Annotated in this window: 16 protein-coding genes; 4 read left to right on the plus strand and 12 right to left on the minus strand. The window is 70.0% G+C overall.

The genetic code is table 11. From position 1 onward, the window contains the following. Positions 1-127: 127 nt before the first annotated feature. Together hflC and hflK are read right to left on the minus strand one after the other, a co-directional pair. Entirely contained in the window at positions 128-994 is an 867-nt protein-coding gene (hflC, locus tag AC1PME_RS15615) for a protease modulator HflC (protein WP_254458837.1), read from the minus strand. Next, positions 991-2,142, minus strand: a complete 1,152-nt coding sequence (gene hflK, locus AC1PME_RS15620) for an FtsH protease activity modulator HflK (RefSeq protein WP_254458838.1) — start codon at positions 2,140-2,142, stop codon at positions 991-993. The genes hflC and hflK overlap by 4 nt, the downstream gene beginning before the upstream one ends. A gap of 142 nt (positions 2,143-2,284) precedes the next feature. Here hflK and AC1PME_RS15625 point away from each other — a divergent pair, with 142 nt between their 5' ends. Both AC1PME_RS15625 and pilH read left to right on the plus strand, forming a co-directional pair. Beyond that, entirely contained in the window at positions 2,285-3,289 is a 1,005-nt protein-coding gene (locus AC1PME_RS15625; protein WP_481096380.1) for an acrylyl-CoA reductase family protein, read from the plus strand. 82 nt (positions 3,290-3,371) lie between these two features. Continuing rightward, complete coding sequence (pilH, locus tag AC1PME_RS15630; RefSeq protein WP_307551869.1) at positions 3,372-3,749, plus strand: twitching motility response regulator PilH; 378 nt, start codon at positions 3,372-3,374, stop codon at positions 3,747-3,749. 521 nt (positions 3,750-4,270) lie between these two features. Here pilH and AC1PME_RS15635 read toward each other — a convergent pair. Further along, the gene (locus tag AC1PME_RS15635; protein WP_254458841.1) at positions 4,271-5,152 is read right to left on the minus strand and encodes a DnaJ C-terminal domain-containing protein; all 882 of its coding nucleotides are present in this window, start codon (positions 5,150-5,152) and stop codon (positions 4,271-4,273) included. A gap of 136 nt (positions 5,153-5,288) precedes the next feature. Then, the gene (locus AC1PME_RS15640) at positions 5,289-5,756 is read right to left on the minus strand and encodes an Hsp20/alpha crystallin family protein (protein WP_254458842.1); all 468 of its coding nucleotides are present in this window, start codon (positions 5,754-5,756) and stop codon (positions 5,289-5,291) included. 169 nt (positions 5,757-5,925) lie between these two features. On the opposite strand from AC1PME_RS15640, the gene AC1PME_RS15645 reads away from it, so the two are divergent. Next, entirely contained in the window at positions 5,926-6,408 is a 483-nt protein-coding gene (locus tag AC1PME_RS15645) for a redoxin family protein (protein WP_481096381.1), read from the plus strand. Between the two features lie 38 nt (positions 6,409-6,446). Then, complete coding sequence (locus tag AC1PME_RS15650) at positions 6,447-7,031, plus strand: ferritin-like domain-containing protein (RefSeq protein ID WP_481096382.1); 585 nt, start codon at positions 6,447-6,449, stop codon at positions 7,029-7,031. Between the two features lie 348 nt (positions 7,032-7,379). Here the strand turns inward: AC1PME_RS15650 and pbpC are convergent, their stop codons facing one another. From pbpC to AC1PME_RS15690, 8 genes are all read right to left on the minus strand, one after another. Beyond that, the gene (gene pbpC, locus AC1PME_RS15655; protein WP_481096383.1) at positions 7,380-9,773 is read right to left on the minus strand and encodes a penicillin-binding protein 1C; all 2,394 of its coding nucleotides are present in this window, start codon (positions 9,771-9,773) and stop codon (positions 7,380-7,382) included. A gap of 422 nt (positions 9,774-10,195) precedes the next feature. Further along, complete coding sequence (locus tag AC1PME_RS15660) at positions 10,196-11,137, minus strand: glycerophosphodiester phosphodiesterase family protein (protein ID WP_481096384.1); 942 nt, start codon at positions 11,135-11,137, stop codon at positions 10,196-10,198. Between the two features lie 16 nt (positions 11,138-11,153). After that, positions 11,154-14,054, minus strand: a complete 2,901-nt coding sequence (locus AC1PME_RS15665; RefSeq protein WP_481096385.1) for a TonB-dependent receptor — start codon at positions 14,052-14,054, stop codon at positions 11,154-11,156. A gap of 222 nt (positions 14,055-14,276) precedes the next feature. Further along, complete coding sequence (locus AC1PME_RS15670; protein ID WP_307551878.1) at positions 14,277-15,068, minus strand: DeoR/GlpR family DNA-binding transcription regulator; 792 nt, start codon at positions 15,066-15,068, stop codon at positions 14,277-14,279. Next, on the minus strand, positions 15,065-15,724 hold the full coding sequence (locus AC1PME_RS15675) for an HAD family hydrolase (protein WP_481096386.1): 660 nt from the start codon (positions 15,722-15,724) through the stop codon (positions 15,065-15,067). The genes AC1PME_RS15670 and AC1PME_RS15675 overlap by 4 nt, the downstream gene beginning before the upstream one ends. 30 nt (positions 15,725-15,754) lie before the next feature. Continuing rightward, positions 15,755-16,909 (minus strand): MFS transporter, encoded by a 1,155-nt coding sequence (locus tag AC1PME_RS15680; RefSeq protein WP_481096387.1) that lies wholly within the window; start codon positions 16,907-16,909, stop codon positions 15,755-15,757. A gap of 301 nt (positions 16,910-17,210) precedes the next feature. Beyond that, complete coding sequence (locus AC1PME_RS15685) at positions 17,211-22,100, minus strand: alpha-2-macroglobulin family protein (protein WP_481098130.1); 4,890 nt, start codon at positions 22,098-22,100, stop codon at positions 17,211-17,213. A 1,101-nt stretch (positions 22,101-23,201) separates the two neighbouring features. Then, the gene (locus AC1PME_RS15690) at positions 23,202-24,191 is read right to left on the minus strand and encodes a nucleoside hydrolase (RefSeq protein ID WP_481096388.1); all 990 of its coding nucleotides are present in this window, start codon (positions 24,189-24,191) and stop codon (positions 23,202-23,204) included. Between the last annotated feature and the right edge of the window lie 21 nt (positions 24,192-24,212).

A 24,212-nucleotide genomic window follows, 5' to 3' on the forward strand; every position in this document is an offset into this window, starting at 1 on the left:
GAAGTCGCTCCTACAAAAGGCTTGCAACGCCGGGGACCAGCCGCATGCAGCCGCCAACCCTATACATCGCCAGGGACCGGGAACCCGCTCTTGCGAATCCCCAATCCCAACTCCCCAATTCCACCCCTCAGCGATCGCTCTTGAGGTACTGCAGGAACGGATCGTTCTTGTCGAGCACGATCACGGCGTTGCCGTCGGCCATGGCGCCGCGGTAGGCCTCCAGGCTGCGGTAGAAGGCGTAGAACGACGGGTCGGCGGCGCCGGCCTTGCCGTAGACGCTGGCGGCCTCGGCATCGCCCTCGCCGCGCAGCTTCTGCGCGTCGCGCTCGGCTTCGGCGACCAGCACCGTGCTCTCGCGGTCGGCCTGGGCGCGAATGGTCAGCGCCTGCTCCTCGCCCTCGGCGCGCAGCTTGGCCGCTTCCTGCTTGCGCTGCGCGCGCATGCGCTCGTACACGTCGGTGATCACCTGGCTGTCGGTCGGCAGGTCGATCTGCTTGATGCGCAGGTCGACGATCTGCATGCCCAGGGTCTTGCTGGCCGCGTTGATCGCCACCAGCTGCTTGGCGATCAGTTCGCTGCGGTCGCCGGACACCAACTGCTGCAGGGTGCGCGAGTTGATCTGGTTGCGCAGCGAATCGGTGATGATCGGCGCCAGCAGGCTGTTGGCCACCTTCTCGTCGCCGCCGGTGGTGGCGCGGTAGAAGGCCCGCACGTCGGAGATGTAGCCGATCGCGAAGAAGCTGACGCTGACGTCCTTCTGCTCGGCGGTGAAGTAGCGCGCCGGGTTGGTGTCGATCACCTGGAAGCGGCGGTCGAACATGCGCACCGACTCGACCAGCGGCACCTTGAAGTGCAGGCCCGGCTTGAGGTCGGCCCGCACCACGCGGCCCAGGTTCAGCACCATCGCCGCCTTGTCCTCGGGCACCACGAACACCGAGCTGAGCAGCGCGAACAGCGCGACCACGGCGATGCCCGCCCACAATGACATTTTCATCGCTGGATCTCCTCACGGCCGGTCGGGCGCGGCGTGCGCTCCGGGTTGCGGACACTCTCGGCCGAACTGCTGTTCAACGCCGGCATCAACACCTCCTGCGGCACCGTCGGCAACGATCCGCCGGTGGTCGGCGAGGTCGGCGGGGTCGACGCGGCCGGCGCCTTGCCCTCGGCCGGCATCGGCACGTAGATCAGCTGGCGGCCATCGCCGCCGATGACCTTGCGGTTCTGCGCCAGCACCTGCTGCACGGTCTCCAGCCACAGCCGCTTGCGGGTGACCTCCGGCGCGTTCTGGTACTGCTGCTGCAGCAGGGTGAAGCGCTCGGCGTCGCCCTGCGCGCGGGCGATCGCCGCTTCCTTGTAGCCCTCGGCCACGGTGCGGGTGCGCGCCGCCTGGCCGCGCGCCTCCGGCACCACCTTGGCAGCGTAGGCCTGGGCCTCGTTGATCAGCCGCTCCTTGACCTGCTGGGCGCCGTTGACCTCGTCGAAGGCCGACTTCACCTCTTCCGGCGGCCGCGCGTCGGGCAGGGTCAGGCCGGTCACGATCAGGCCGGTGTGGTAGGCCTTCAGCGCGGCCTGCAGGCGCTCGCGCGCGGCCACCGCCATCGGCCCGCGGTTGTTGAGCACCGTATTGAGATCCGACCGGCCGATCTGCTCGCGCACCGCGCTCTGCGCGGCCTGTTCCAGCACCAGGTCGGGATTGCGCGTGCCGAACACGTAGGTGCGCGGATCCTCGACGCGGTACTGCACGTTGAGTGAGACGTTGACGATGTTCTCGTCGCCGGTCAGCACCGGCAACTGGCTGTCGAAGGTCTTGATGCGGGTCGCATCGACCTTGCGCACGGTCTCGATCGGCCACGGCAGCTTGAAGTTCGGGCCGGGCTGCAGGATCCGCGAGAACTGGCCGAAGCGCAGGACCACGCCGCGCTGCTGCTCACCGATCAACTGGAAGCTGCTGAACAGCAGCAGCAGGACCACCGCGCCCAGGACCCAGCGGCCGATGCCGCCGCCGTCGCCGAACAGGTCCTTCAACGGACCGGGCAACCCGCCCCACTTTCCTCCCCCATTGCCGCCACGAGGCGCCCAGGGACCGCGCCCGTGATTGTCCGGGCCGTCTCCGCCCTTGCCGCCAGGTGTATTCCAGGCCATGCATGCTCCAAGAAGGAAGGTGGCGACGCGTCGGTCACGCGCCGGTCACCGGATAGTGAGTCGCCGATTCTACAAGATGGGGCAGACCCGCCGTTTCGAAAGGGTATCTTGGTGCATTCCTGCGTGCCGACCAAGGTGTTCCATGTCCGTTCCCGCCCAGTTCTCCGCCTTCCGCATCCACCAGGACACCAACGGCTATCACGCCGGCATCGCCCCGCTGTCGCTGGACCAGCTCAACGACGGCGAGGTGGTGATCCGCGCGGCCTGGTCCTCGGTGAACTTCAAGGACGCGCTGGCCGGCACCGGCCAGGGCAAGATCCTGCGCCGCTTCCCGCTGGTCGGCGGCATCGACGTGGCCGGGCACGTGGTCGCCTCCAGCGACCCGGCGTTCAAGGAGGGCGATGCGGTGCTGGTCACCGGCTGCGGCCTCAGCGAGACCCGCGACGGCGGCTACAGCGAGTACGTGCGCCTGGAGTCGAAGTGGGTGGTGCCGCTGCCGGCCGGGCTGAGCCTGCGCGAGAGCATGGTGCTGGGCACCGCCGGCTTCACCGCGGCGCTGGCGCTGCTGCGCCTGCTCGACAACCGCCAGACCCCGGCGCACGGCCCGCTGTGCGTGACCGGCGCCACCGGCGGGGTCGGCTCGCTGGCGATCGACATCTTCAGCCGCGCCGGTTTCGAGGTGCATGCGGTCAGCGGCAAGGCCGAGCGCGCCGAGCAGCTCAAGGCCTGGGGCGCCACCCAGGTGCTGGGCCGCGAGGCCCTGCAGACCACGCGGCCGCTGGACTCGGTGCGCTTCGGCGGCGGCCTGGACAACGTCGGCGGGACGATGCTGACCAGCCTGCTGGCGCAGACGGCACCGTACGGCAACGTCGCCAGCGCCGGGCTGGCGGCGACCGCGGAGCTGGACATGACGGTGATGCCGTTCATCCTGCGCGGAGTGTCGCTGCTGGGCATCGGCTCGGCCGGCACCGCCCGCGACCTGCGCGACCGCATCTGGCAGCACCTGGGCAGCGATTGGAAGCCGCGCCACCTGGACACGATCTGCACCCGCGAGGTGGACCTGGCCGGCCTGCCGGAGGTGTTCGCGACGATGCTGGCCGGGCAGTCGTTCGGGCGCACCGTGGTGCGGCTGGATCCGGGCGCGTAGCCACGCCGACGCTTTGTGACACGCAACGCTTTCCGCCTTCGCGCCGCTGCCACTACACTCGGAACCTCCTAGGGGGAAGCACATGGCACGCATTCTGATCGTCGACGATTCGCCGTCGCAGTTGCTGGGCATCCAGCGCATCGTGGAAAAACTGGGGCACGAAACGATCACTGCCACCGACGGCGCCGCCGGCGTGGAAGCGGCCAAGGCGGCCTTGCCGGACCTGGTGCTGATGGACGTGGTGATGCCCAACCTCAACGGCTTCCAGGCCACCCGCACCCTGCGCCGCGAGCCGACCACGCAGAACATTCCGGTGATCCTGGTCACCACCAAGGACCAGGACACCGACCGCATGTGGGGCATGCGCCAGGGTGCCCGCGCCTACATCACCAAGCCGTTCTCCGAGGACGAGCTGCACGAGGTGATCGAGCGCGTGTTCAGCGGCGAGGATGTGCCGTAGAAGCCGGGATTGGGGATTGGGGATTGGGGATTCGTAAGAACGGGTTTCCGGGCGGCGTTTGCGCGCGCGGCGTAAGGCCGCATTGCAATCGGCGACCCGTGTAGGAGCGGCTTCAGCCGCGACAGGCGTTACCGGTAACGCCCGTCGCGGCTGAATCCGCTCCTACGACAAGCCGGGCAATGGATGGAACCAAAAGAAGAGCAGGTGGCGTCTCTTGTGGGAGGGGCTTCAGCCCCGACGCTTCAAAGGTCGAGGCGTCGGGGCTGAAGCCCCTCCCACAGAAAAGCAGCACAGCTGCAGACTTGCGAAGCGCGTACGCTGATCGGCGATGCCGCTGCGGCCGTGCGCCGCAGCGGCTCTAGCGCAGTCACGCTCGCAGGCGCAGGACGAGCCCGGGCCGCGCAAGCGGGTATGGCCGCTTTATCGGGCCGGCATGGCGGCTGAAGCCGCCCCTACAACGCCACAGTGCGAAGGGACGCCGCTCTTGCGAATCCCCAATCCCGACTCCCCAATCCCCGCAATCAAACAACTTCGCCAAACGCCTTGGCCAACCCGCGATACGCCTTGCGCTGCGCTTCGGTTTCCGGCGCGGGCGCCAGCACTTCCAGTTCGACGATCTGGTCGCCCGGCGGGGTGCCGGGCAGGCCGCGGCCGCGCAGGCGCAGCTTGCGGCCGGCGTCCGATTCCGGCGGGATCTTCAGTTCCACCGGCCCGCCCAACGTCGGCACGCTGATGCTGGTACCCAGCGCCGCCTGCCACGGCGTCACCTGCAGGGTGTAGAGGATATTGCGGCCATCGACCTCGAACTGGGGGTGCGCGGCGTACTCGATCTCCAGCAGCAGGTTGCCACCGCCGTTGCCCTGCCCGTTCAACCGGATCACCTGGCCGGGGCGCACGCCCTTGGGCACGCGCACGTCCAGTTGCTTGCCGTTGATGGTGATGCGCACGCTGTCGCCGGCGTACACCGCCTCCAGCGGCACCGCCAGCTTGGCGCGGGTGTCGCCGCGCGGCGCGCCCGGTCCCGGGCCGGCGCCGCCCTGGCGGGCGCGCTGCTGGTGGGCGAACAGGCTCTCGAAGAAATCGCTGAAGCCGCCACCGGCGCCGCCGTTGCCGAACACCTCCTCGAAATCGAAGCCCTGCGCCCCGCCGTAGTTGGGCGGCGCGTGGAACTCCTCGCCCGGGCGGTAACCCTGCGCGCGCAACTGGTCGTAGGCGGCGCGCTTGGGCGGGTCGCGCAGGGCCTCGTAGGCCTCGTTGACGGCCTTGAACTTCTCCTCGGCCCCAGGCTCCTTGCTGACGTCGGGATGGTACTTGCGCGCCAGCCGCCGGTACGCGGTCTTGATCTCGGCATCGCCGGCGCTGGGTTCCACGCCCAGGGTCGCGTAGTAATCCTTGAATTCCATCCATCACCTCAAAAAAGAGTCGGCCCGCCGCCTTGCGGCAACGGGCCGGTTGCATGCGCTGCGCCATCGCCCGGCCATTCTACGGCCGACCGCAAGGGCGCGGCGTCGCGAGGGCGACGCCCCTGCGAGCGGGCGCTTACTGCACGATCGTGGTTCCGGTGTCGACCTGAATGCGGCGCGGCGTGCTCGCCGGACGCTTGGGAATGCGCACTTCCAGCACCCCATGGTAGCCGGTCGCGGAAATGCCGTCCGGATCGGCGCTGTCGGGCAGCGCGAAGCGGCGGTGGAAGCTGCCGTAACGGCGCTCGATGCGCGAGAACCGCTCGCTGTCGGCGGCCGATTCGCTCTTGCGCTCGCCCTTGATCGACAGGATGCCCTTGTCCATCGACACCTCGATCTCCGACGGGTCGATGCCCGGCAGGTCGGCGTACAGCACGAAGCGCTCCGGCTCCTCCTTGATGTCCACGCGCGGCACCCACTGCGCGGTGACGACGGCCGATTCGTCGGTGCCGCCGTTGGGGTCGAAGAAACGGTCGAACACCTGCTTGATCTCGTTCTGGAATGCGGCCTGGGCCGGCCACTGGCGATAACGGACGATGCTCATCGTGGTCTCCTGAAACGTGAATGAGGTACATCCCCGAGGGGACGGTTCGCGGCGGCGGGGCCGGCCCGCCGCGCATGCCTCCCACATAGGCCTGCCGCGGCGCTTTTCAAGGCGTTGACGCCGCCTTCCCATTTCCGTTTCTAGACTCGATTCATCCAAGGAGCCCGACATGCCCATCCAGACCGGCGAACGCATTCCCGAAGTGGTGCTGCAGCGCATCCGCGACGGCGTGGAAGCCGTGGACACGCGCACCCTGTTCGACGGCCGCCGCGTGCTGCTGTTCGCGGTCCCCGGCGCCTTCACCCCGACCTGCTCGGAGAAACACCTGCCCGGCTACGTGGAACACTTCGAGGAATTCCGCAAGCGCGGCATCGAGGTCTACTGCATGGCGGTCAACGACCCGTTCGTGATGCAGGCCTGGGGCAAGAGCCAGTTGGTGCCGGACGGCCTGCAGATGTTGTCCGACGGCAACGGCGACTTCGCCAAGGCGCTGGGCCTGGAACTGGACGCCAGCAGCTACGGCATGGGCGTGCGGGCACGGCGCTTCGCCCTGTATGCCGACGACGGCGTGGTCCGCGTGCTGTTCGTCGAGGCGCCCGGCGAATTCAAGGTCTCCGCCGCCGACTACGTCCTGCAACATCTTCCCGACTGACTCCCTTATCCCTTACCCACCACAGGAAACGGCCAGCCATGTCCAACAAGCCAGCCTCCCCGAAGACCGACGCCAAGCCGCTGCAGCACACCGCCGGCCTCACCGACACCGCCACGCTGCGCGCCAACGCCCGCCAGAGCATCGAGGACGGCGCGATCACCAAGAGCTACAGCGCCGATCGCGAAACGGTGATCAAGATGCTCAACGACGCGCTCGCCACCGAGTACGTGTGCGTGCTGCGTTACTACCGCCATTACTTCATGGCCGCCGGCATGCTCGCCGACGCGGTCAAGTCCGAGTTCCTGGAACACGCGCAGCAGGAGCAGGCGCACGCGCACAAGCTGGCCGAGCGCATCGTGCAGCTGGGCGGCGAGCCGGACCTCAATCCGGACACGCTGACCGCGCGCTCGCATGCCGAATACAAGGAAGGCGAGGACCTGCGCGACATGGTCAAGGAAAACCTGATCGCCGAGCGCATCGCCATCGACAGCTATCGCGAGATGATCAACTTCGTCGGCGACAAGGACACCACCACCAAGCGCATCCTGGAAGAGATCCTGGCCCAGGAAGAAGAGCACGCCGACGAGTTCTCGGACATGCTGGAAGGCTGGATCGGCAAGTAAGCCGGACAGGCTTTCACTCCTCTCGCGGGAGCGGCTTCAGCCGCGACAGGCCGTCTCGATGGCGCCTGTCGCGGCTGAAGCCGCTCCTGCGTCGTTTCTGGCCGGGGTCTCGCGCGCGTGGCGCACATTGGCGTCCGCCAGCCATGGCATGGCCTTTTGTGGGAGTGATGAACTGGCATGCAGCCGCGACGCGCGAAGTGGCGTGCCTGCCGATGGCGCAATGCGTCGGGACTGAAGTCCCTCCCACAGTGAACCCGGCGTCGCAAGCCCCTGGGGAGCGACTTCAGTCGCGACACGTGGTACCGGGAACGCTGATTTCAACCGAAGTCGCTTCGTTCCGGTCCCCGCTCAACGCAACACCCGGAACCGCACCTGGGTCCAGGCGCCGTTGCTGGCCAGCGCCGTCAGGGTGTGGTCGCCAGCGTCGGCGAAGTCGCGCTGGAAGGTGCGCGCGCCTTCGGTACGGGCGATCCAGCGGCCGTCCAGCAGCCAGTCCACCGGCGTGCTCGTGCCCAGCGCGCGCACCTGCAGGCGCACGCTGGCGCTGCCCGGCGCACGCGCCAGGGTGGCGCGGTCGTTGAGGCCTTCGATGCGCAGCACGTCGCTGCGGCCGCGGCCGTCGTCGCGGCAATCCGGCGCCAGCGCCGGCAGCTGCCCGCCCTGGCGCTCGCTGGCGTGCAACCACGGCGTCAGCAACGCCGGCCAGCGCGCCAGTTCGCGCGTCACGGCCACGTGCGGCTGCGCGCAGTCCGGCGACAGCCGCAGGCCGCTGTGCGCGTCCACCTGCACGGTCTCGCGGCCGGCGCTCCACAGCCGCGCGTCGCGCTCGGCGAAGGTCGGTGGCACCGCGCCGTCCAGCGCATAGGCCGAGAAGCGGCGTTGGCACAGCGACGGCGGCGTCTGCGCGGCGGCGATGCCCAGCGGCCAGCACACCTCCACCTGCTGCACCGTCGCCGGCATCGGCCGCGGGGCGTTGTCGCCGCGCAGGCGCGGCAGGCTGTCGATGGTCTCGAACATCAGCGGCAACGCGGTCACCGCGCCGTACTGGCCGGGCAGCGGCGTGCCGTCCGGGCGACCCACCCACACGCCGACGGTGTAGCGGCGGGTGCTGCCGATCGCCCAGGCGTCGCGGTAGCCGTAGCTGGTGCCGGTCTTCCAGGCCACCCGCGGGCGCGTGCCGACGTCGAAGGTGCCGATGCCGTAGCCCGGACGCGGATTGGCCTCGAGCATCTCGCGCACGATCCAGGCCGCGCCGGGCGACATCAGCCGCCGCTCGATGCGTTCGTCGGTCGCGCTGTAACGCACGTGGCCGGCGATGCCGTCGCGGTTGAGCGCAGAGAAGGCGCCCACCAGTTCCTCCAGTTTCGCGCCGGTGCCGCCGAGGATCAACGCCAGGTTGGGCGTACTGCCGCGCGGGAACCGCAGGCCGATGCCGGCGTTGCTCAGGCGCGCGGCGAAGCGCGCCGGACCGACCCGGTCGAGCAGGTCCACCGCCGGCACGTTGAGCGACAGGCGCAGCGCGCTGGCGGCGCCGATCGGGCCGTTGAAGGCTTCGTCGAAATTGCCCGGGCGGTAGTCGCCGAAACTCTGCGGCGCGTCGACCAGCAGGCTCTCCGAATGGATCAGGCCGTCGTCCAGGGCCATGCCGTACAGGAACGGCTTGAGCGTGGAGCCAGGCGAGCGCCAGGCCTGCACCATGTCCACGTCGCCGAGCCGGCAGCGGTCGCCGAACTGCACCGAGCCGATGTAGGCGCGCGCCTGCAGGTCGCGGTTATCCACCACCAGCAAGGCGGCGGAGGTGCGCTCGGGCAGTTGCGAAAAGTAGGCGCTGACCCGGTCCTCCAGGGTGCGCTGCAGATCGGCATCGAGCGTGGAGACGATGTGCGCGGCGTGGGGACGTTGCTGGCGCAGGCGCTCGGCCAGCAGCGCGGCGTGCAGCGGCGTTTGCAGCGAGCGCACCACCACCGGTTCGATGCGCGCGTCGTCGACCTGCGCGCGCGGCCACACATGCAACGCGACCATGCGTTCGAGCACCTTGTCGCGCGCCGCGCGCGCGGCCTCCGGATGCCGGTCGGGACGCAGCCGGCTCGGCGCCTGCGGCAGCACCGCCAGCAGCGCCGCCTCGGCCTGCGACAGGCGCGCGGCCGGCTTGCCCAGGTAGGCCCAGCTCGCCGCCTCCACGCCCTCGATGGTGCCGCCGTAGGGCGCGCGTTCCAGGTACAGCTGCAGGATCTGCCGCTTGCTCAGGTGCGCTTCCAGCTGCAAGGCGCGCAGGGCCTGCTGCGCCTTGCCCCACGGCGTGCGCGTGCTGACCTCCGGCGGCATCAGGATGCGCGCCACCTGCATGGTCAGGGTGGAGCCGCCGGAGACGATGTGACGCGAGAACAGCCACTGCTTGGCCGCGCGCAGCAGCGCCCAGGGATTGACCCCGGGGTGTTGCCAGAACCAGCGGTCCTCGTAGTTCAGCAGCGCCTGCAGGTACAGCGGCGAAACGCTGTCCGGCGTGGCCGGATAGCGCCAGACGCCGTTGCCGTCGGCGAAGGCGCGCAGCGGCGTGCCGTCGGCGGCCACCACCAGGGTCGAGGTGTCGCGCGACTTCGGCAGCGGCAGCGGGAACGCCAGGTCCAGCAGCAGCAAGGTCGACAGCAGCGCTACCGCGCCCCAGCGCAGCCACGGCAGCAGGCGCGTCCAGCGCCGGGGGCGCCGCGCGGTGTGCGGGGCGACGGTGTCGTCCAGTGGCATGCAGGCTCCCGATGGAAGCGGCCATTTTGCCTGTTGTACTGGCGGCGCGGCGAGCGGGGTCAAGCCGGTGCGCAGGGTGTCACGGCGATACGCGGGATTGGCGTCGGAACACCGCCAACCGTTCGCGGTTGCCGCGACACGCTTGGACGCGCTGCCGTTTTGTAGGAGCGGCCTTCGCCGCGACGGGCGTTATCGGGAACGCCCGTCGCGGCGAAGGCCGCTCTTACAACGGCATGGAGCGTCCCGAAGACGCGCAATGCCAGCACGTGGAGCAAGGGCCAGATCCCGCCGAACATCCCTGCCCCACCCTACGCCAGCGGCAGGCGCAACGTCGCCACGCTGCCGGGCGCATCCGTGCGCGCCTCCAGACTCAGGCTGCCGCGACAGCACCAATTACGGACAGTGGCGCGACCAGGCGCAGGTCAGGGCTTTTCCAGCGACGCGCGATAGCGCAGCAGCGCTTCCGGTTCGTCGGTCTGGAACGCGCCGATGCCTGCGCGGTACAGCCGCCCCCACACCGCTTCCGGATCGCGCACCGCATCGGCATCGCCGCCGACGTCGGCGACGAAGCCGTCCCACAGCGTATTGACCAGCAGCCGCACCTGCCGCTGCTTGGCCTCGGCCGCCACCGCCGGCAATTGGGCCAGGCGCATCCGCGGCAGTTCGATCGCCACCGGCCGAACCCTGCCGCCGGTCTGGGTGCGCACGGTCTGCACCAGGTCGTCGGTGCCCGGCGGGTTGAGCAGCACCGGGGTGAAATTCACCTGGTCGAACGGCGGCATCGACGCCAGGTCCTGGCTGGCGACGCCGACCTCGGTCTTGACCACCACCTGGCGTTCCATGCCCGCGCGGCGCACCGCGTCGACCACCTCGGCGTAGATCGGCGCCTTGACGTCGAGGTTGAGCATGATCCGGCCCTTGGCCGCGGCCAGCATCTGCGCCAGGGTCATGGGATGCTGGTCGGTGAGCGGCGCGTCGGCACCGCCCTCGTCGTCGCGCAGGCGCAGCCGTGCCAGTTGCGGCCAGGTCAGGTCGGCGACCTTGCCGGTGCCGTCGGTGGTGCGGTCGACGGTGGCGTCATGGAACATCACCAGGGTGCCGTCGCCGGCGCGGCGGATGTCGGTTTCCAGCATGTCCACGCCCAGCGCCACGCAGCGCTCCAGGCCCAGCAGCGAGTTCTCCGGGGCATGCCCGGAAAAGCCGTGCGCGGGCGCGGGGTTGTGGCAGCCGCGGTGGGCGACGACGAAGATGCCGCCGTCGGGTGCGGCCAGTCGCGCCTGGATCGGGGCGATGGCGGCGACGGCCGGGGCCGTCGCGGTCAGCAGCGCGGCGAGGATGGCGCCGCGCGAAAGAACGAAGTACATGGGACGTCTCCGGCAGTTACAGCGACGGGGTGAAGCGCAGGCCGAGCCAGTAGGTGGTCGGCATCGAATAACTGTCCTTCAGCAGGTTCTCGCCGGGGCCGGTGAGGCTGGTGAGGCGGCTGTGGGTGACGTTGCTGATCTGGCCGACCACGCTGAGCTGCTTGCTCACCGCCCAGGTCGCCGACAGGTCCAGCTGCGAGCGCGGCGCCCAGTACAGGTCCTGCCAGGCGATGTTGCTGACGATGGCGCGCAGCGCCTTGCCCTGGCGGTTGTAGGCCGCGCGCAGTTCGACGCCGCCGACGGTGTAGAACAGCGAGGCGTTGGCGGTGTAGTCCGGCTGCCCGACCAGGCGATCGACGGTGCGCTGGCTCTGCACCACGTTGGGTGCGCTGCCGCTGGTGAACGGCACGTCCATGCCGCCATCGAGCAGGGCCAGGTTGGCGCTGGCGCCCAGGCCGGACAGCGCCGGCACGCCCGGGAACAAGGTGTTGAACACGGCGCTCAGCTCCAGCCCGCGTACATGCGCCTTGGCGGCGTTGGCCGGGGTGCTGATCAGCACGTTGGAATAGGTGGTGCCGTTGAAGCTGAACTGGTCGGTGCGCGAGAGGGTGAAGATCTCGTCCTGGATGCGCTTGTCGAACAGCGCCGCGGCGAGCATGCCGTCGACGTCGTCGGGCAGGCGCCATTCCAGCGACAGGTCCAGGTTGGTGGACACGCGCGGCTTGATGTCCGGGTTGCCGATGGTGACGGTCACACCCTGCGCATTCGGATTGCCCATGTCGCTGCTGTTGACGAAGCCGATCGAGGTGCGCGCGGCATAGGCGTCGTAAGGCGGGCGGCCGAGCGTGCGGCTGGCGCCGGCACGCAGGTCGAGGCGGTCGTTGACGTGGTAGGTCATCACCGCCGACGGCAACACCTTGGCGTAGCGCGACTCGGTCGGCGCATCGACGTAGACATAGGTGCCGGTGGTCGCGTCCAGTTGCCGCTGGCGGCCGACCGTGGCCTGGTCGGTGTGGTCGTAGTGCAGGCCGGCCTCCACGTCGAACGCGTCGGTGTGGTAGCCGACCAGGCCGTAGGCGCCGAAGATCTCCTCGCGGTGGCTGAAGTTGTCCTGGTTGCTGAAGGCGCTCTGGTCGGTGCGGTTGAACGCGCTCAGCGGCGTGGCGCCCAGCACCTGGTTGGCCTTGTTTGGATCGATCGCGATCAGGTTCAGGCCCAGGTAGCGCATCGGCGCATTGGACGGCGCCAGCACATCGGCGATCTTCAGCGGCGGCGCGCTGCGGTTGGGCTGGTATTCCACGCGGTAGATGTCGAAGCCGGGTTCGTCGCGGGTGTAGCTCAGGCCGCCGCCGAAGCCGACGCCGCGGTCCATCTCGCCGCGGTTGAAGGCGTAGTCCAGGCGTCCGGTGAGCACCTTGTCGCGCGCGTTGCGCTGGTAGTCCGGGCGCCAGTACAGCAGGCTGTAGTTGTCGTAGTCGTAGTACGACTGCGCCGAGATCGGGAAGCGCTGGTTGAGCGCGGAGGTGTCGTAGTTGAACGCGTATGCCGCATTCGGCACCACGGTGACGCCGGGGCCGGTCTGCCCGGTGGGCACTGCCGCCGGGCGCTGCGCGCCGGTGACGTACTTGATCATCTTGATCGGCTCGGCATAGGTGGCGTCGGACCAGGAGGCGCGCGCCGACAGCAGCTGCCGGTCGTCCGGGCGCCATTCGAAACCGGTCTGGCCGAGCTTGGTGCGGGTGGTGGTGATCTGGTTGGAGTAGCCCACTTCCACGTCGCCGACCGGGTAGCTGCCGCTGGTGGCGGTCTGGTTGTAGACGCGATTGCGGTTGCGCGGATCGATGATGATCTCGTTGCGCTCCATGTTGTCGCGGAAGTAGTAGTAGCCGGCCATGGCGTAGGCCTGCAGCGCCTCGCTCAGGCGCGCCTCGAACTTGCCGGTGAGGCCGTAGCGGTCGCGTTTGTCCATCACGTACCAGTACTTGTCCTGCTGCGGCACGGCCCAGCCGTTGCCCAGGTTGGTGCCGCTCTGCAGCGCGCCGGTGCTGTCGTAGAACCCGTAGTGCACCGTGTCGGTGGTCATGTGGGTTTCGGTGTAGCTGCTCAGCGTCTGGTAGTTGCCGGACAGGGTCAGGCCGTACTGGCCGTCGCTGCCGAAGGTGCGGCTGCCGGTGGCGAGCAGACGGTAGCCCGGGTCGTCCTGGTCGCGCGGCTTGCCCACGTCGTTGGCGTGGCCCAGCGAAGCTTCGGCGGTGAAGAACGGCTTGCCGCCGTTCTCGAACGCGCTGCGGGTCTTGAGGTTGATGGCGCCGCCGGTGGCGTTGGGGTCCAGGTCCGGGGTGAAGGTCTTGATCACCTGCAGTTCGCTGACCATCGAGGCCGGCAGGATGTCCAGACGCACGCCGCGGGTGATCGAGCCCAGCGTGCCGTTGGGCGTGCCCGGCGAGGCCACGGTCAGGCCGTCGATGGTGACGTTGTTGTAGGACGGGCCCAAACCGCGCAGCACCGGGGTGGCGGCCTCGTCGCGCGGATGCTCGTTGTCGGTAGCCGGCAGCACCGACAGCCCGGGAATCCGGCGCAGCGCCTCGACGATGGTGGTGTCCGGCAGCGCGCGCACGTCGGTGGAACTGACCACGTCGGTGATGTTGGTGGCCGCGCGCTTGCTCTCGATCGCCGCGGCGTTGGCCTTGCGCACGCCGGTGACCATCACGCTGGACAGCGTGGTGGTGCCGTCGGCGCTGGCGGCGCCGTTGGGCGCGGTCTCGCCGCCGGCCGGCACGGTGCTGGCGGCAATGGCGCTGGCGTCGGCGGTGGCCGTCGCCGCGGTGGACGCGGCGTCCTGCGCCAGCGCGGCCTGGCAGCTGGCCGCGAGCGCGCAGACGATCAGCGCCCGGCGCCGATGGGTGAGTGGTTGCATGGCGATGTCCCCTGGTTGACTGAATTAAATAACTTAAAGTTCGTTATTTAATCCCAGGGAGATGACGACGCGATGGCGGCCCGCGGAAAGACCGAAGACACCGTGTCCCGACCGACGCGGATGGCTGCACGCGCTGCCTTGGAATCACGATGCCTGCGGGGTCGGCGCCGCGCCCGCTGGCGCCTGGTGGCGTGCGGCGGCCGCGCGGTGGCGGCCGATGGCTCAGTCCGCGGCCGCCGGCGCGGCGCGATGCACCTGCACCGCCTGCGCGGCGAAGGCGGCGAGCACGCCGTCCGGGGCGTCGTGCTCCACCACCAGCCGGTCGATCGCCTCCACGCCGACCACGCGGTGCGCGGCCAGGGTACCGAGCTTGTCGCTGGTCACCACCGCCACGGTCTCGGCACTGGCCTCGACCATCGCCCGCTTGAACAGGCTTTCCTCGTCGTCCACGCCCCACAGGCCGCGTTCGGGGTCGATCGCGCAGGCGCCGGGAAAGCACAGGTCGGCGCGTAGTTGCCGTAGCTGCTGCAGCGCCTGGGCGCCCACCGCGGCGCCGCTGCGCGGGTCCAGGCGGCCGCCGATCAGCAGGATCTCGATGCCCTCGCGGCGCAGCAGGAGTTGCGCGATGTCCGGCGCATTGGTGACCACGCTGAGCCCGAGCCGCGCCGGCAGCGCGGCGGCGATGGCGCTGTTGGTGGAGCCGGCATCGATCAGCAGCCGCTGCCCGGGCTTGACCAGCGCGACCGCGGCCAGCGCCAGCGCACGCTTGCGCTCGGTGTGTTCGGCCTGGCGCTGCGGCAGCGGCGCCGACGCCGGCGTCGGCAGCAGCGCCCCGCCGTAGACGCGCCGGCACAGGCCCTGCGCGGCGAGTTCGCGCAGGTCGCGGCGGATCGAATCCTCGGACACGGCGAAGCGCTCGGCCAGGTCCGCCGCCACCACCCGGCCGTGCTCGCGCAGGCGCTGCAGGATCGCCTGCTGCCGCTCCTGCGGCAGCGCGTCGCGTTCGCCGCTCATGGCGCCACGGCGGCGGCGCGCGGCGGCAGCAGGCCCAGCGCGACCAGCGCCTCGCGCAGCGTCGCGGCGTCGCGGAACTGCAGTGCGTGCATGCCGGTGGCGGCCGCGGCCTGCACGTTGCGCGGCGCATCGTCGATGAACACCGCCCGCGCCGGCGCGATCGCGTAGCGCTCGCACAGCAGCGCGAAGATCGCCGGATCCGGCTTGACCAGGCGCTCTTCGCCCGACACCAGCACGCCCTCGAACCACTGCAGGAACGGGTAGCGTTCGCGCGCGATCGGGAAGGTCTCGTGCGACCAGTTGGTCAACGCGTACAGCCGCACGCCCTGCCCGCGCAGTTCCTCCAGCACCGCCACGGTGGCCTCCAGCGCCCCGCCCAGCATCTCCGGCCAGCGCGCGTGGTAGGCGGCGATCATCGGCGCATGCGCCGGATGCAGCGCGCTGAGTTCGGCCACCGCCTCGTGCCAGGGCCGCCCGGCGTCCTGGCGCTCGTTCCACTGCGGGCTGCACACCTCGCGCAGGAAGGTTTCCATCGCCGCCTCGTCGTCGAACAGGCGGCGGTACAGATGGCGCGGGTTCCAGTCGATCAGGACGCCGCCGAGATCGAACACCACGGTGTCCAGGCGGGGCGCGGCGGGCGGGGAGGACGCGGGCATGACAGGCTCCAGGCAACGAGACGAGGACATTCAGCGGCGGACCAGGCGTGCACCGGCGGCGACCAGCAGCAGCAGCGCCGCCACCGTGGCCAGCGCCAGCGGCAGGCCGATGGCGTGGGCCAGGAACCCGATCAGCGCCGGTCCGGCGAGCAGGCCGGTATACCCGAGCGTGGTCAAGGTCGCCAGCGCCAGCGCCGGCGACGTGCCCGGCATGCGCCCGGCCGCGCCGAACATCACCGGCACCAGGTTGGAGGCGCCCAGTCCGACCAGCACGCAACCCAGCAGGCCGCTGCCCGGCCACGTCCCGATGCTGGCCAGCGCCAGCCCGGCGGCGGCCAGCACCGCGCCGAAGGCGACGGTGCGCACCGGCCCCAGCCAGGCCACCAGGCGGTCGCCGCCGAGCCGGCCCAGCGCCATCGCCACCGAGAACGCGGCGTAGCCCATGCCCGCCGCGCTCGGCGCCAGGCCGTGGTGCTCGCGCAGCAGCACCGCGCTCCAGTCGAGCATGGCGCCCTCGGCCAGCAGGCAGACGAAGCACAACGCGCCGAGCAGCAGCACCGGGCCGCGCGGCAGCCGCAGCGGCACCGCCTCGCTGGCGGATGGCGCTTGCCGCAGCAGGCCGCCGCGCTGCCACAGCAACACGCCCAGCAGCAACGCGGCAACCAGCACGGCGCCGGCCAGCAACGGCAGGCCGGTACCGAGCAAGGCGCTCATGCCGGCCGCACCGATCAGCCCGCCGACGCTGAACAGGCCGTGGAAGCCGGACATCGCCGCCCGCTGCAGGCGCCGCTCCACCTCCACCGCATGCGCGTTCATCGACACGTCCAGCGCGCCCAGCGCCACGCTGAAGTACAGCAGTGCCGCGACCAGCAGCGGCACGCTGGAGGCCAGCGCCAGCGCCGGCAGCGCGAGGGACAGCGCCAGCGCGCTGGCGAGGATGACCGCGCGGCTGCCGAAGCGATGGCTGAGCACCCCGCCCAGCGGCATCGCCAGCACCGAGCCGGCGCCGAAGGCCAGCAGCACCATGCCCAGCCGCGCGTCGTCCAGCGCGAAGCGTGCCTTGACGTAGGGGACCATCGGCGCCCAGGCGGCCATCGCCATGCCCGACAGCAGGAACATGCCGCGGGTGGCGGCGACGGCGCGAGACACGGTGGGCGCGGGAGACGGAGCCGGAGCGGAGGACATGCGGGAACCTGGCGATCGAAGGCCGGGCCAGCTTAAAGGAACACGCATAATCATGCAAAAACGTGCATAAATCGACATCCGCGTATTGCGGTGGCGATCGTGTCTGCGATTAGGGGATGCTGCGGCCGGGCTTGGGTGGGCGCGTCGCCTGTCAGGTGTTGATCCCGAAACGAAAACAGGACCCGGCCGGGTCCTGTCTGGGCATTGCGAACGCGGGAAGGTATCCGCGGGGCGGTGGGCGCGGCGGTCTCCGCCGGACCCTCACCCCCAGCCCCTCTCCCGGGGGGAGAGGGGTGAACTGTCAGGGCTGCACGACGTTGATCGTGCCGGGGCTGCTGCGCCCCACCCCGCGCAGGTCGGGGCGGTACATGTCCTCGACCAGCGACGGCGGCACCGTGTAGGTGCCCGGGGTCACCGCGCGGACCAGGTAGAACACCTGCGCCTTGCTGCCCGCCGACAGGCTCAACGCGGCCACGTAGCGGTCGTCGCGGAACTCCTCGTGCTTGACGTCGGCGGCGTTGGAGCGGTCGCTGATCTCGATGCCGTCCACCACCACGTCGGCCCACTGCTTGGCATCGCCCAGGTTGAAGTTCTCGATCTCCAGGCCGGCCGGCAGCAGGTCGGTCAGCAGCGCGTCGGGCATGCTGGTGTCGGCGGTGATGGTGACGCGCACGATCAACGCCTCGCCCTCCTTCAGCGGCCGCGGCGTCCACGGCTTGCCGTCGGTGCCGTAGAAGCTGCGTTCCACCTTCAGCGTGCTGTCGTCGGCCAGCGGCGGGGTGCGCGGCACGCCGGCGATTTCCAGGCTGGCGTACAGCGGCGGCTGGCCCTGCGGCATGAAGTGCACGCCGCGCGCCAGTTCGGCCTCGCCGAACTGGCGGCCGAAGGCCTTGGCCGGAGCGATCGCTTCGCTGTTGTCGCCGATGCTCAACTGTCCGGACACCTGCGCGGTCTGGCTGTTGAGCAGCGCCTTGCCCATGCGCGCCAGCGCCACCTGCTCCTGCGTGCTCAACCACAACCAACCGCCGCGGCGGCGCGCGTCGATCTCGCGGCCCAGCGCCACCACCCGCGCGTCGTACTCGGGCTTGGCCAGGCCGCGCTCGTGCAGCAGCGCGACCATCAGCGCATCGTCGCGGACCACGCTGCCGTAGTCGCCGAAGTAGCGCGGCCGGTCGGCGCTGTCCTTGGCGAAACCGGCGGCGATCGCCGCCTCGCCGCGCTTCTTGTCGCCCTGCAGCGACAGCGCCACGCCCAGGTGCACCAGCGACAGGCCGGTCAGCGCCTTGCCGCGGTCGTTGTCGTACAGCGCGCGCAGCGTGCCCAGCGGCGCACGGTTGACCCGCGCCAGCACGTAGCCGGACCAGGCCTGGTTGGCGAACTTCAGGTTCTCGCGGCGGTCCTGGCCGTAGAAGTTGTTGCCGCCGGACAGCAGGTCCTCGCTGAGCCGGTTCAAGGCCTTCTGCAGCACGGTGTCGGGCACCGCGAAGCCGGCGTCCTTGGCATCGAGCAGAAACTCGGCGATGTACGGGGTCAGGCCCGGATTGACGTAGCCGTCGTCGCCCCACATCGAGAAGTGCCCGCTGGAGACCTGCATCGAGGCCAGCCGCCCGAATGCGCCTTCCATGCGCGCGCGACGGGTGGCCGCATCCAGGCCCTTGACCCCGAGCAGGCGCGCGGTGGCGTCGTCGAGCAACAGCGCGGCGTAGCCCTTGCTGGTGGTCTGTTCGGCGCAGCCGTAGGGGTACTGCAGCGCGCCCTGCAGGGCACTGGCGAACGGGATCGGCGGCAACGCGCTGACCAGCATGCGCGCGCTGACCGAACCGGCCATCAGGCCCTCGGCATCGCTGGCCCCCAGGGTCACCGGCGCCAGTTGATCGAGCACGCGGGTCTGCGTGCGCAGCACCGACGGCCACGCCGCGCGCACCGGCAGGTCGTAGCGACGGTCGGCGGCATAGCCATTGCCCTCCACCCGCACCCGCACCTTGGCCACGGTGTAGCCCTCCTGCGCCACCAACGGGAAGCTCAGGGTGGCCTTGCCGTCCTTGCCCAGCTTGGCGCTGCGCGCGTTGTCGGCGATCGCCAGCGGGCCTTCGCCGTCGACCCGCACCTTGAACTCGCCCGGCTGGCCGGTGAAGTTCTGCACGTCCAGGGTCACCGTGCTGCGGTCGCCCGGCGCCATCACCCGCGGCATGCTGGCCTCGGCCACGATCGGCGCGCGCACCAGGGTCTCCACGTCGCGGTTGCCGTAGCGCTCGTCCGAATAGACCAGCGCCGACACGCGCAGGGTGCCGTTGAAGTCCGGCACCGGCAGCTGCACGCGGGCGTTGCCCTTGGCATCGAGCTGCACCGGGCCGGAGAACAGGTCCACGGTCTGCACCCGCGCGGTCGGGCGCTTGGCCTGCGGCAACGCCGCCAGCGCCATGTCGCCGCCGAAGCGCAGCTTGCCGGTGCCGCCCTCGAAGCTCTCGATGACCCGGCCGTAGATGTCGTAGGCGTCCACGCCCAGGCGCCGCTGCGCGAAGAACTGCGCGTTGGCGTCGGGTACCGGGAAGCGGGTGATGTTGAGGATGCCCACGTCCACCGCGGAGATGGTCACGTGCGCCTGCTTGCCGGCCAGCTCCGGCACGCTCACCGTCACCGGCAGCGGCTGCTCCGGGCGCATCTGCTTGGGCGCGACCAGGCCCACCGCCACGCGCCGCGCCTTGCGGTCCATCGGCACGTAGGCCACGCCGACCGCGCGCGCCGGGGTGATCTTGCTCGGCGCCGAGCCGCCGCGGAACACCAGCGCGGTGACGTAGACGTCGTGGCGCTCCCAGTCCTTGGTCACCGGGATCTCGAAGCGGCTGCCCGGCTTCACGTCGATGTCCTGCACGTAGAGCATGCGGTCGCTCTCGACCATCAGCAGGCCGGGGCCTGCATGCGGCGGGGTCAGGGTGACCTTGAGCGTGTCGCCGGCCTTGTAGCCGGTCTTGTCCAGCGCCAGCTTGACCTTGTCCGGGCGCGCGTCCAGGCCCCGGTTGTCGTCGTTCCAGCTCCAGCCGGCATGGAACGGATAGCGCGTGGTCAGGCCGGTGGCCGGGTCGAACACGTCCACCCGGTACTCGCCCCACTCCACCGGGAAATCGAACTTGGCCGCGCTGCTGCCGGCATCGACGGTGAGGGTCTGCTTGTTCTCGAAGCGGCGGGTGAAATCGTAGTCCCAGCGGTTGTCGGTGAACGCCCAGTGGTAGTCGCGCAGCTCGCGCACCAGGGTCACCTTCAGGCCCTTGGCCGGCTGCGGCTTGCCCTGCGCATCCACCCGCATCAGTTCGAAGCGCGCGTTGGCATTGGCGTCGGCGCCGTCCTTGTCGTCGAACAGCGGGCGCACGCCGACCAGCGCCGGCGCCGGCCACAGCACGCGCTTGAGCGTGCGGGTGACGGTGCGGCCGCCGGTCTCGTAGACGCTGGCCGAGACCAGCGCGGCGATGGTGCTGGTCGGCTTGGCCTCGTCGGGCAGCGCCAGATCCTCGCTGAGCTTGCCGTCGGCGCCGAACTCGGTGTCGACCACGTCCTTGGCCTCGCGCGGCAACTGCAGGGTCGGGTCGCCGAAGAAGTAACCCGGCAGCGCCTCCACCGGATGCTGCTCGACCGCCACCGCCAGCTTGGCGGTGAAGCGGTTGCCGGCGGCCGGCGCGCCGTACAGATAGGCGGCAGTGGCCTGCAGCTTGAACGGCTCGCCCGGCTTGAGCGTCTTCTGCGCGCTGTCCAGGTCCAGCTTCATGCGCTCGGGCAGGAACTCCTCGATGCGCAGGGTCATGCCCTGCACCGCTTCCTTGCTGGTCGGGTCGGTGCGGAACTCCACCTGCCAGCGCCCGGTCGGCGCATCGGCGGGGATCGGTTGCTCGAAGCTGAAATAGCCCTGCTCGCCCGGCTGCAGCCGGGTCTCGCGGAAGATCTTGCCGTCCGGCTGCTTCAGCCGCAGGAACACGGGTTGCGCGCCCTTGCCGGTGGTCGGCACCGGCTTGCCGTCGTTGTCGCGCAGCAGCGCCGACACCCGCACGGTCTCGCCGGGGCGGTACAGGTCGCGGCCGGACCAGGCGAACACGTCGAACCAGGCGTTCTCGCGCCCGGCCACCGCGAACTCGCTCAAGTCCAGCGCCGGCTGGTTGAACGGCAGCATCGACAGATCGGTACCGCTGCGCGCGACCAGCACCTGGCCGGCGTCGAGCGTGTAGTTCAGCAGCGCGTTGCCGTTGTCGTCGGTCTGGCCCTTGAGGAACAGCTCGCCGTCGGCGTTGAGCACACGCAGCTCCACCTTCTTCAGCGGCTCGCCGCTCTGCAGCGAGGCGGTGTGCACGAACAGCTTGTCCTTGTAGGCGCGCGCGTGCAGGCCGATGTCGCTGACGGTGAAGAACGCGGTGTCGTATTCGTTGTCGAACTTGCCGGGGCGGCGCAGCACCGCGAAGTACAGGCCCGGCGCCTGCAGTTCCTTGATCTCCTGGATCGGCAGGTAGGTCAGCGCGCGCTCGTTCTTGTCGCCGCCGAGGACGAAGCGGTTGACGTAGACCGAGTCGGCCATCTGCGAGATCGGGGTGTGCTCGCCGTATTCGCTGTCCAGCTCCCAGGTGCCGCGGCGGCCGCCGCGCTGGTACTGGGCGAAGAACGTCGGCAGCGCGCCCTCCTTGACCCGCATGAACTCCACGTCCACTTCCGGCACGTTGAGCGACACCACCGGCAGGCCACGGCTCTCGCGCGCCGGCAGCACGCTGCCCTGCGAGGCGAAGCCGACCGCCGGGGTCAGTTCGCCGGTGTAGACCTTCTGCTTGAGCGGCTTGCCCAGGCGGCTGCCGTCGGCGGCCAGCAGGTCGGCCGAGATCAGCACGGTGTAGTCCTTGGCCGCCTCCACGTAAGGGTAGCGCAGGGTCTTGCCGTCGTCGGACAGCGACCAGGCGCTGTCGTCGGTGCCGACCTTCTCCTCGAAGCGCAGCAGCTTGTCGAAATCCTGGGTGCCGACCAGCGGCCGCGAGAACTCCAGCGCCAGCGACAACCCGTCGCCCTTCTGGTCGGGATAGGCGCGGACCAGGCCGAAGCCCTTCATCGCTTCCTTCTGCCCCTTCACCGGCTCGCCGCTGGCCTCGGGCAACTGCCCGGACTCGTTGCGCTTGCAGCCGCCCAGCGCCACCGCCAGGCCCAGCAACAGGAAAGCCCCCATCAGCCCGGCGCGCAGGCCCGTCCAGCGCCACTTCGAATCCGTGTGCATGCGTTCGCTCCGTGAATGTGGCGCGAGTATAAAGCGCCGGCGCGAAGGCGGGAGGGCGAACGCGCGCCGTCAGCCGGCGTTTCCGCGGAAGGCAACCGTCGGGGTGGAACCCGCTTTCACAACCGTGCCGCCGACCGTCGTGGCGTCCCGTAGGAGCGGCTTCAGCCGCGACAGGATTTCCCGGGAAAGCCCGTCGCGGCTGAAGCCGCTCCTACCCCTACCTCCTGCGTCCCTGCGCGCCTTCGCCAGCGCGAGGTCATGTGGGAGGGACTTCAGTCTCGACTGCAAGGAGAACGGACGGCCAGTGGCTCCACTCGTCGCGACTGAAGTCGCTCCCACAGTGGGCACTCCGATGCCCATGCCGACAACCCCGACGGCACGAGGCATCTTGTGGGAGGGACTTCAGTCCCGACTGCAGGGCAATAGATAGACCAGTGGCTCCACTCATCGCAACCAAAGTCGCTCCCACACGGGGCACTCCGATGCCCATGCCGACAACCCCGACGGCACGAGGCCTCTTGTGGGAGGGACTTCAGTCCCGACTGCAGGGCAATAGATGGACCAGTGGCTCCACTCATCGCAACCAAAGTCGCTCCCACACGGGGCACTCCGATGCCCATGCCGACAACCCCGACGGCGCGAGGCCTCTTGTGGGAGGGACTTCAGTCCCGACTGCAGGGCAATAGATGGACCAGTGGCTCCACTCATCGCAACCAAAGTCGCTCCCACACGGGGCACTCCGATGCCCATGCCGACAACCCCGACGGCACGAGGCATCTTGTGGGAGGGACTTCAGTCCCGACTGCAGGGCAATAGATGGACCAGTGGCTCCACTCATCGCAGCCAAAGTCGCTCCCACAGGGGGCAATCCGATGGCCTGGCAGACAGCACCGACGGCGCGAGGCCTCTTGTGGGAGGGACTTCAGTCCCGACTGCAGGGCAACGGATGGGCCAGTGGCTCCGCTCGCCGCGGCTAAAAATCTCCTTCACCGCGGCGATGCGATGGCCTCATGGCGAAGCCGCCCTACATACCCCGATGTCGGCACGCTGGTCTCAGCGCAACAACCGCTGCATGTACAACGCGATCAGCCGCGGCCGGTCCAGCGCCAGGCACACCTGCGCGTTGGGCGCAGCGCCCGCCGCGTCCGCCGCCGGCGCCTCGCGGGTATAACCCTTGTCGTCGACCACGATGCGCAGCGGCACGGTGGGGCACAGGCCCGGGTCGAGCAACTGCGCCACCGGCACCACGTCGAACAGGGTCGGGGTGGCGCTGGCCCAGGGCTGGTCGGTGTCGCGCCACTGGTAATAGAGCTGCGCCAGCGCGTCGGTCAGCGGCTCGCCATGGGCGAACAGCGCCACCCGCTCCGGCTCCTCCAGGGTCACCTGGGTGGCGTCCAGCGGCAGCATCACGATCGGCACGCCAGCGCCGAACACGCGCTGCGCGGCAGGGATATCGGCGGCAATGTTGTACTCGGCCGCCGGCGGGTTCGGCGGACGGTAGCGCGACTTGCCGTAGCCCACCCGTACCGAGCCGCCCATCAGCACCACCTGCTTGAGCTGGGCGAATCCGGCCGGGTCGCGCTGCTGCGCACGCGCCGCATCGGTCAGCGGGCCGAGCACCAGCAGGGTGACCTCGCCGGGATGACGCCGCGCCTGCGTCAGGATGAAATCGGCCGCCTCCGGCGCCGCCGCGGGCAGGCGGCCCTTCGCCGCCCAACGCGCCTGACTGAAGGGAATCGTGCTGGTGGTGCGCTGCCCGACCGCCAGCGGGATGTCGTCGCGCCCGGCCTGCTGCAGCAGGCGCTGCAGCAGTTGCGCGCGCAGGCCGGTGTCGCCCCAGGCCGAGGCGATACCCAGCACCTGCAGCTCCGGGCTGCGCAACAGCAAGGCCAGCGCGAACGCGTCGTCGATGTCGTCGCCGACGTCGGTGGACACCACCACCTTCTGCACCGGCGCCGCTGCCGCTGGCGCCGCCATCGCATCGGTGGTCCACACGGCCGCGGCCAGCAGCGCCAACGCCGCCCATTGCTTCAGAGTCCGCATGCGCGTCTCCCAAAAAAAGAA

It is taken from the genome of Xanthomonas sp. NCPPB 901 (assembly GCF_056725085.1).

Bases quoted from the DNA above. Each gene is read 5' to 3' on its own strand.
- hflC (WP_254458837.1), bottom strand. From the start codon at position 994: ATGAAAATGTCATTGTGGGCGGGCATCGCCGTGGTCGCGCTGTTCGCG.
- hflK (WP_254458838.1), bottom strand. From the start codon at position 2,142: ATGGCCTGGAATACACCTGGCGGCAAGGGCGGAGACGGCCCGGACAAT.
- AC1PME_RS15625 (WP_481096380.1), top strand. From the start codon at position 2,285: ATGTCCGTTCCCGCCCAGTTCTCCGCCTTCCGCATCCACCAGGACACC.
- pilH (WP_307551869.1), top strand. From the start codon at position 3,372: ATGGCACGCATTCTGATCGTCGACGATTCGCCGTCGCAGTTGCTGGGC.
- AC1PME_RS15635 (WP_254458841.1), bottom strand. From the start codon at position 5,152: ATGGAATTCAAGGATTACTACGCGACCCTGGGCGTGGAACCCAGCGCC.
- AC1PME_RS15640 (WP_254458842.1), bottom strand. From the start codon at position 5,756: ATGAGCATCGTCCGTTATCGCCAGTGGCCGGCCCAGGCCGCATTCCAG.
- AC1PME_RS15645 (WP_481096381.1), top strand. From the start codon at position 5,926: ATGCCCATCCAGACCGGCGAACGCATTCCCGAAGTGGTGCTGCAGCGC.
- AC1PME_RS15650 (WP_481096382.1), top strand. From the start codon at position 6,447: ATGTCCAACAAGCCAGCCTCCCCGAAGACCGACGCCAAGCCGCTGCAG.
- pbpC (WP_481096383.1), bottom strand. From the start codon at position 9,773: ATGCCACTGGACGACACCGTCGCCCCGCACACCGCGCGGCGCCCCCGG.
- AC1PME_RS15660 (WP_481096384.1), bottom strand. From the start codon at position 11,137: ATGTACTTCGTTCTTTCGCGCGGCGCCATCCTCGCCGCGCTGCTGACC.
- AC1PME_RS15665 (WP_481096385.1), bottom strand. From the start codon at position 14,054: ATGCAACCACTCACCCATCGGCGCCGGGCGCTGATCGTCTGCGCGCTC.
- AC1PME_RS15670 (WP_307551878.1), bottom strand. From the start codon at position 15,068: ATGAGCGGCGAACGCGACGCGCTGCCGCAGGAGCGGCAGCAGGCGATC.
- AC1PME_RS15675 (WP_481096386.1), bottom strand. From the start codon at position 15,724: ATGCCCGCGTCCTCCCCGCCCGCCGCGCCCCGCCTGGACACCGTGGTG.
- AC1PME_RS15680 (WP_481096387.1), bottom strand. From the start codon at position 16,909: ATGTCCTCCGCTCCGGCTCCGTCTCCCGCGCCCACCGTGTCTCGCGCC.
- AC1PME_RS15685 (WP_481098130.1), bottom strand. From the start codon at position 22,100: ATGGGGGCTTTCCTGTTGCTGGGCCTGGCGGTGGCGCTGGGCGGCTGC.
- AC1PME_RS15690 (WP_481096388.1), bottom strand. From the start codon at position 24,191: ATGCGGACTCTGAAGCAATGGGCGGCGTTGGCGCTGCTGGCCGCGGCC.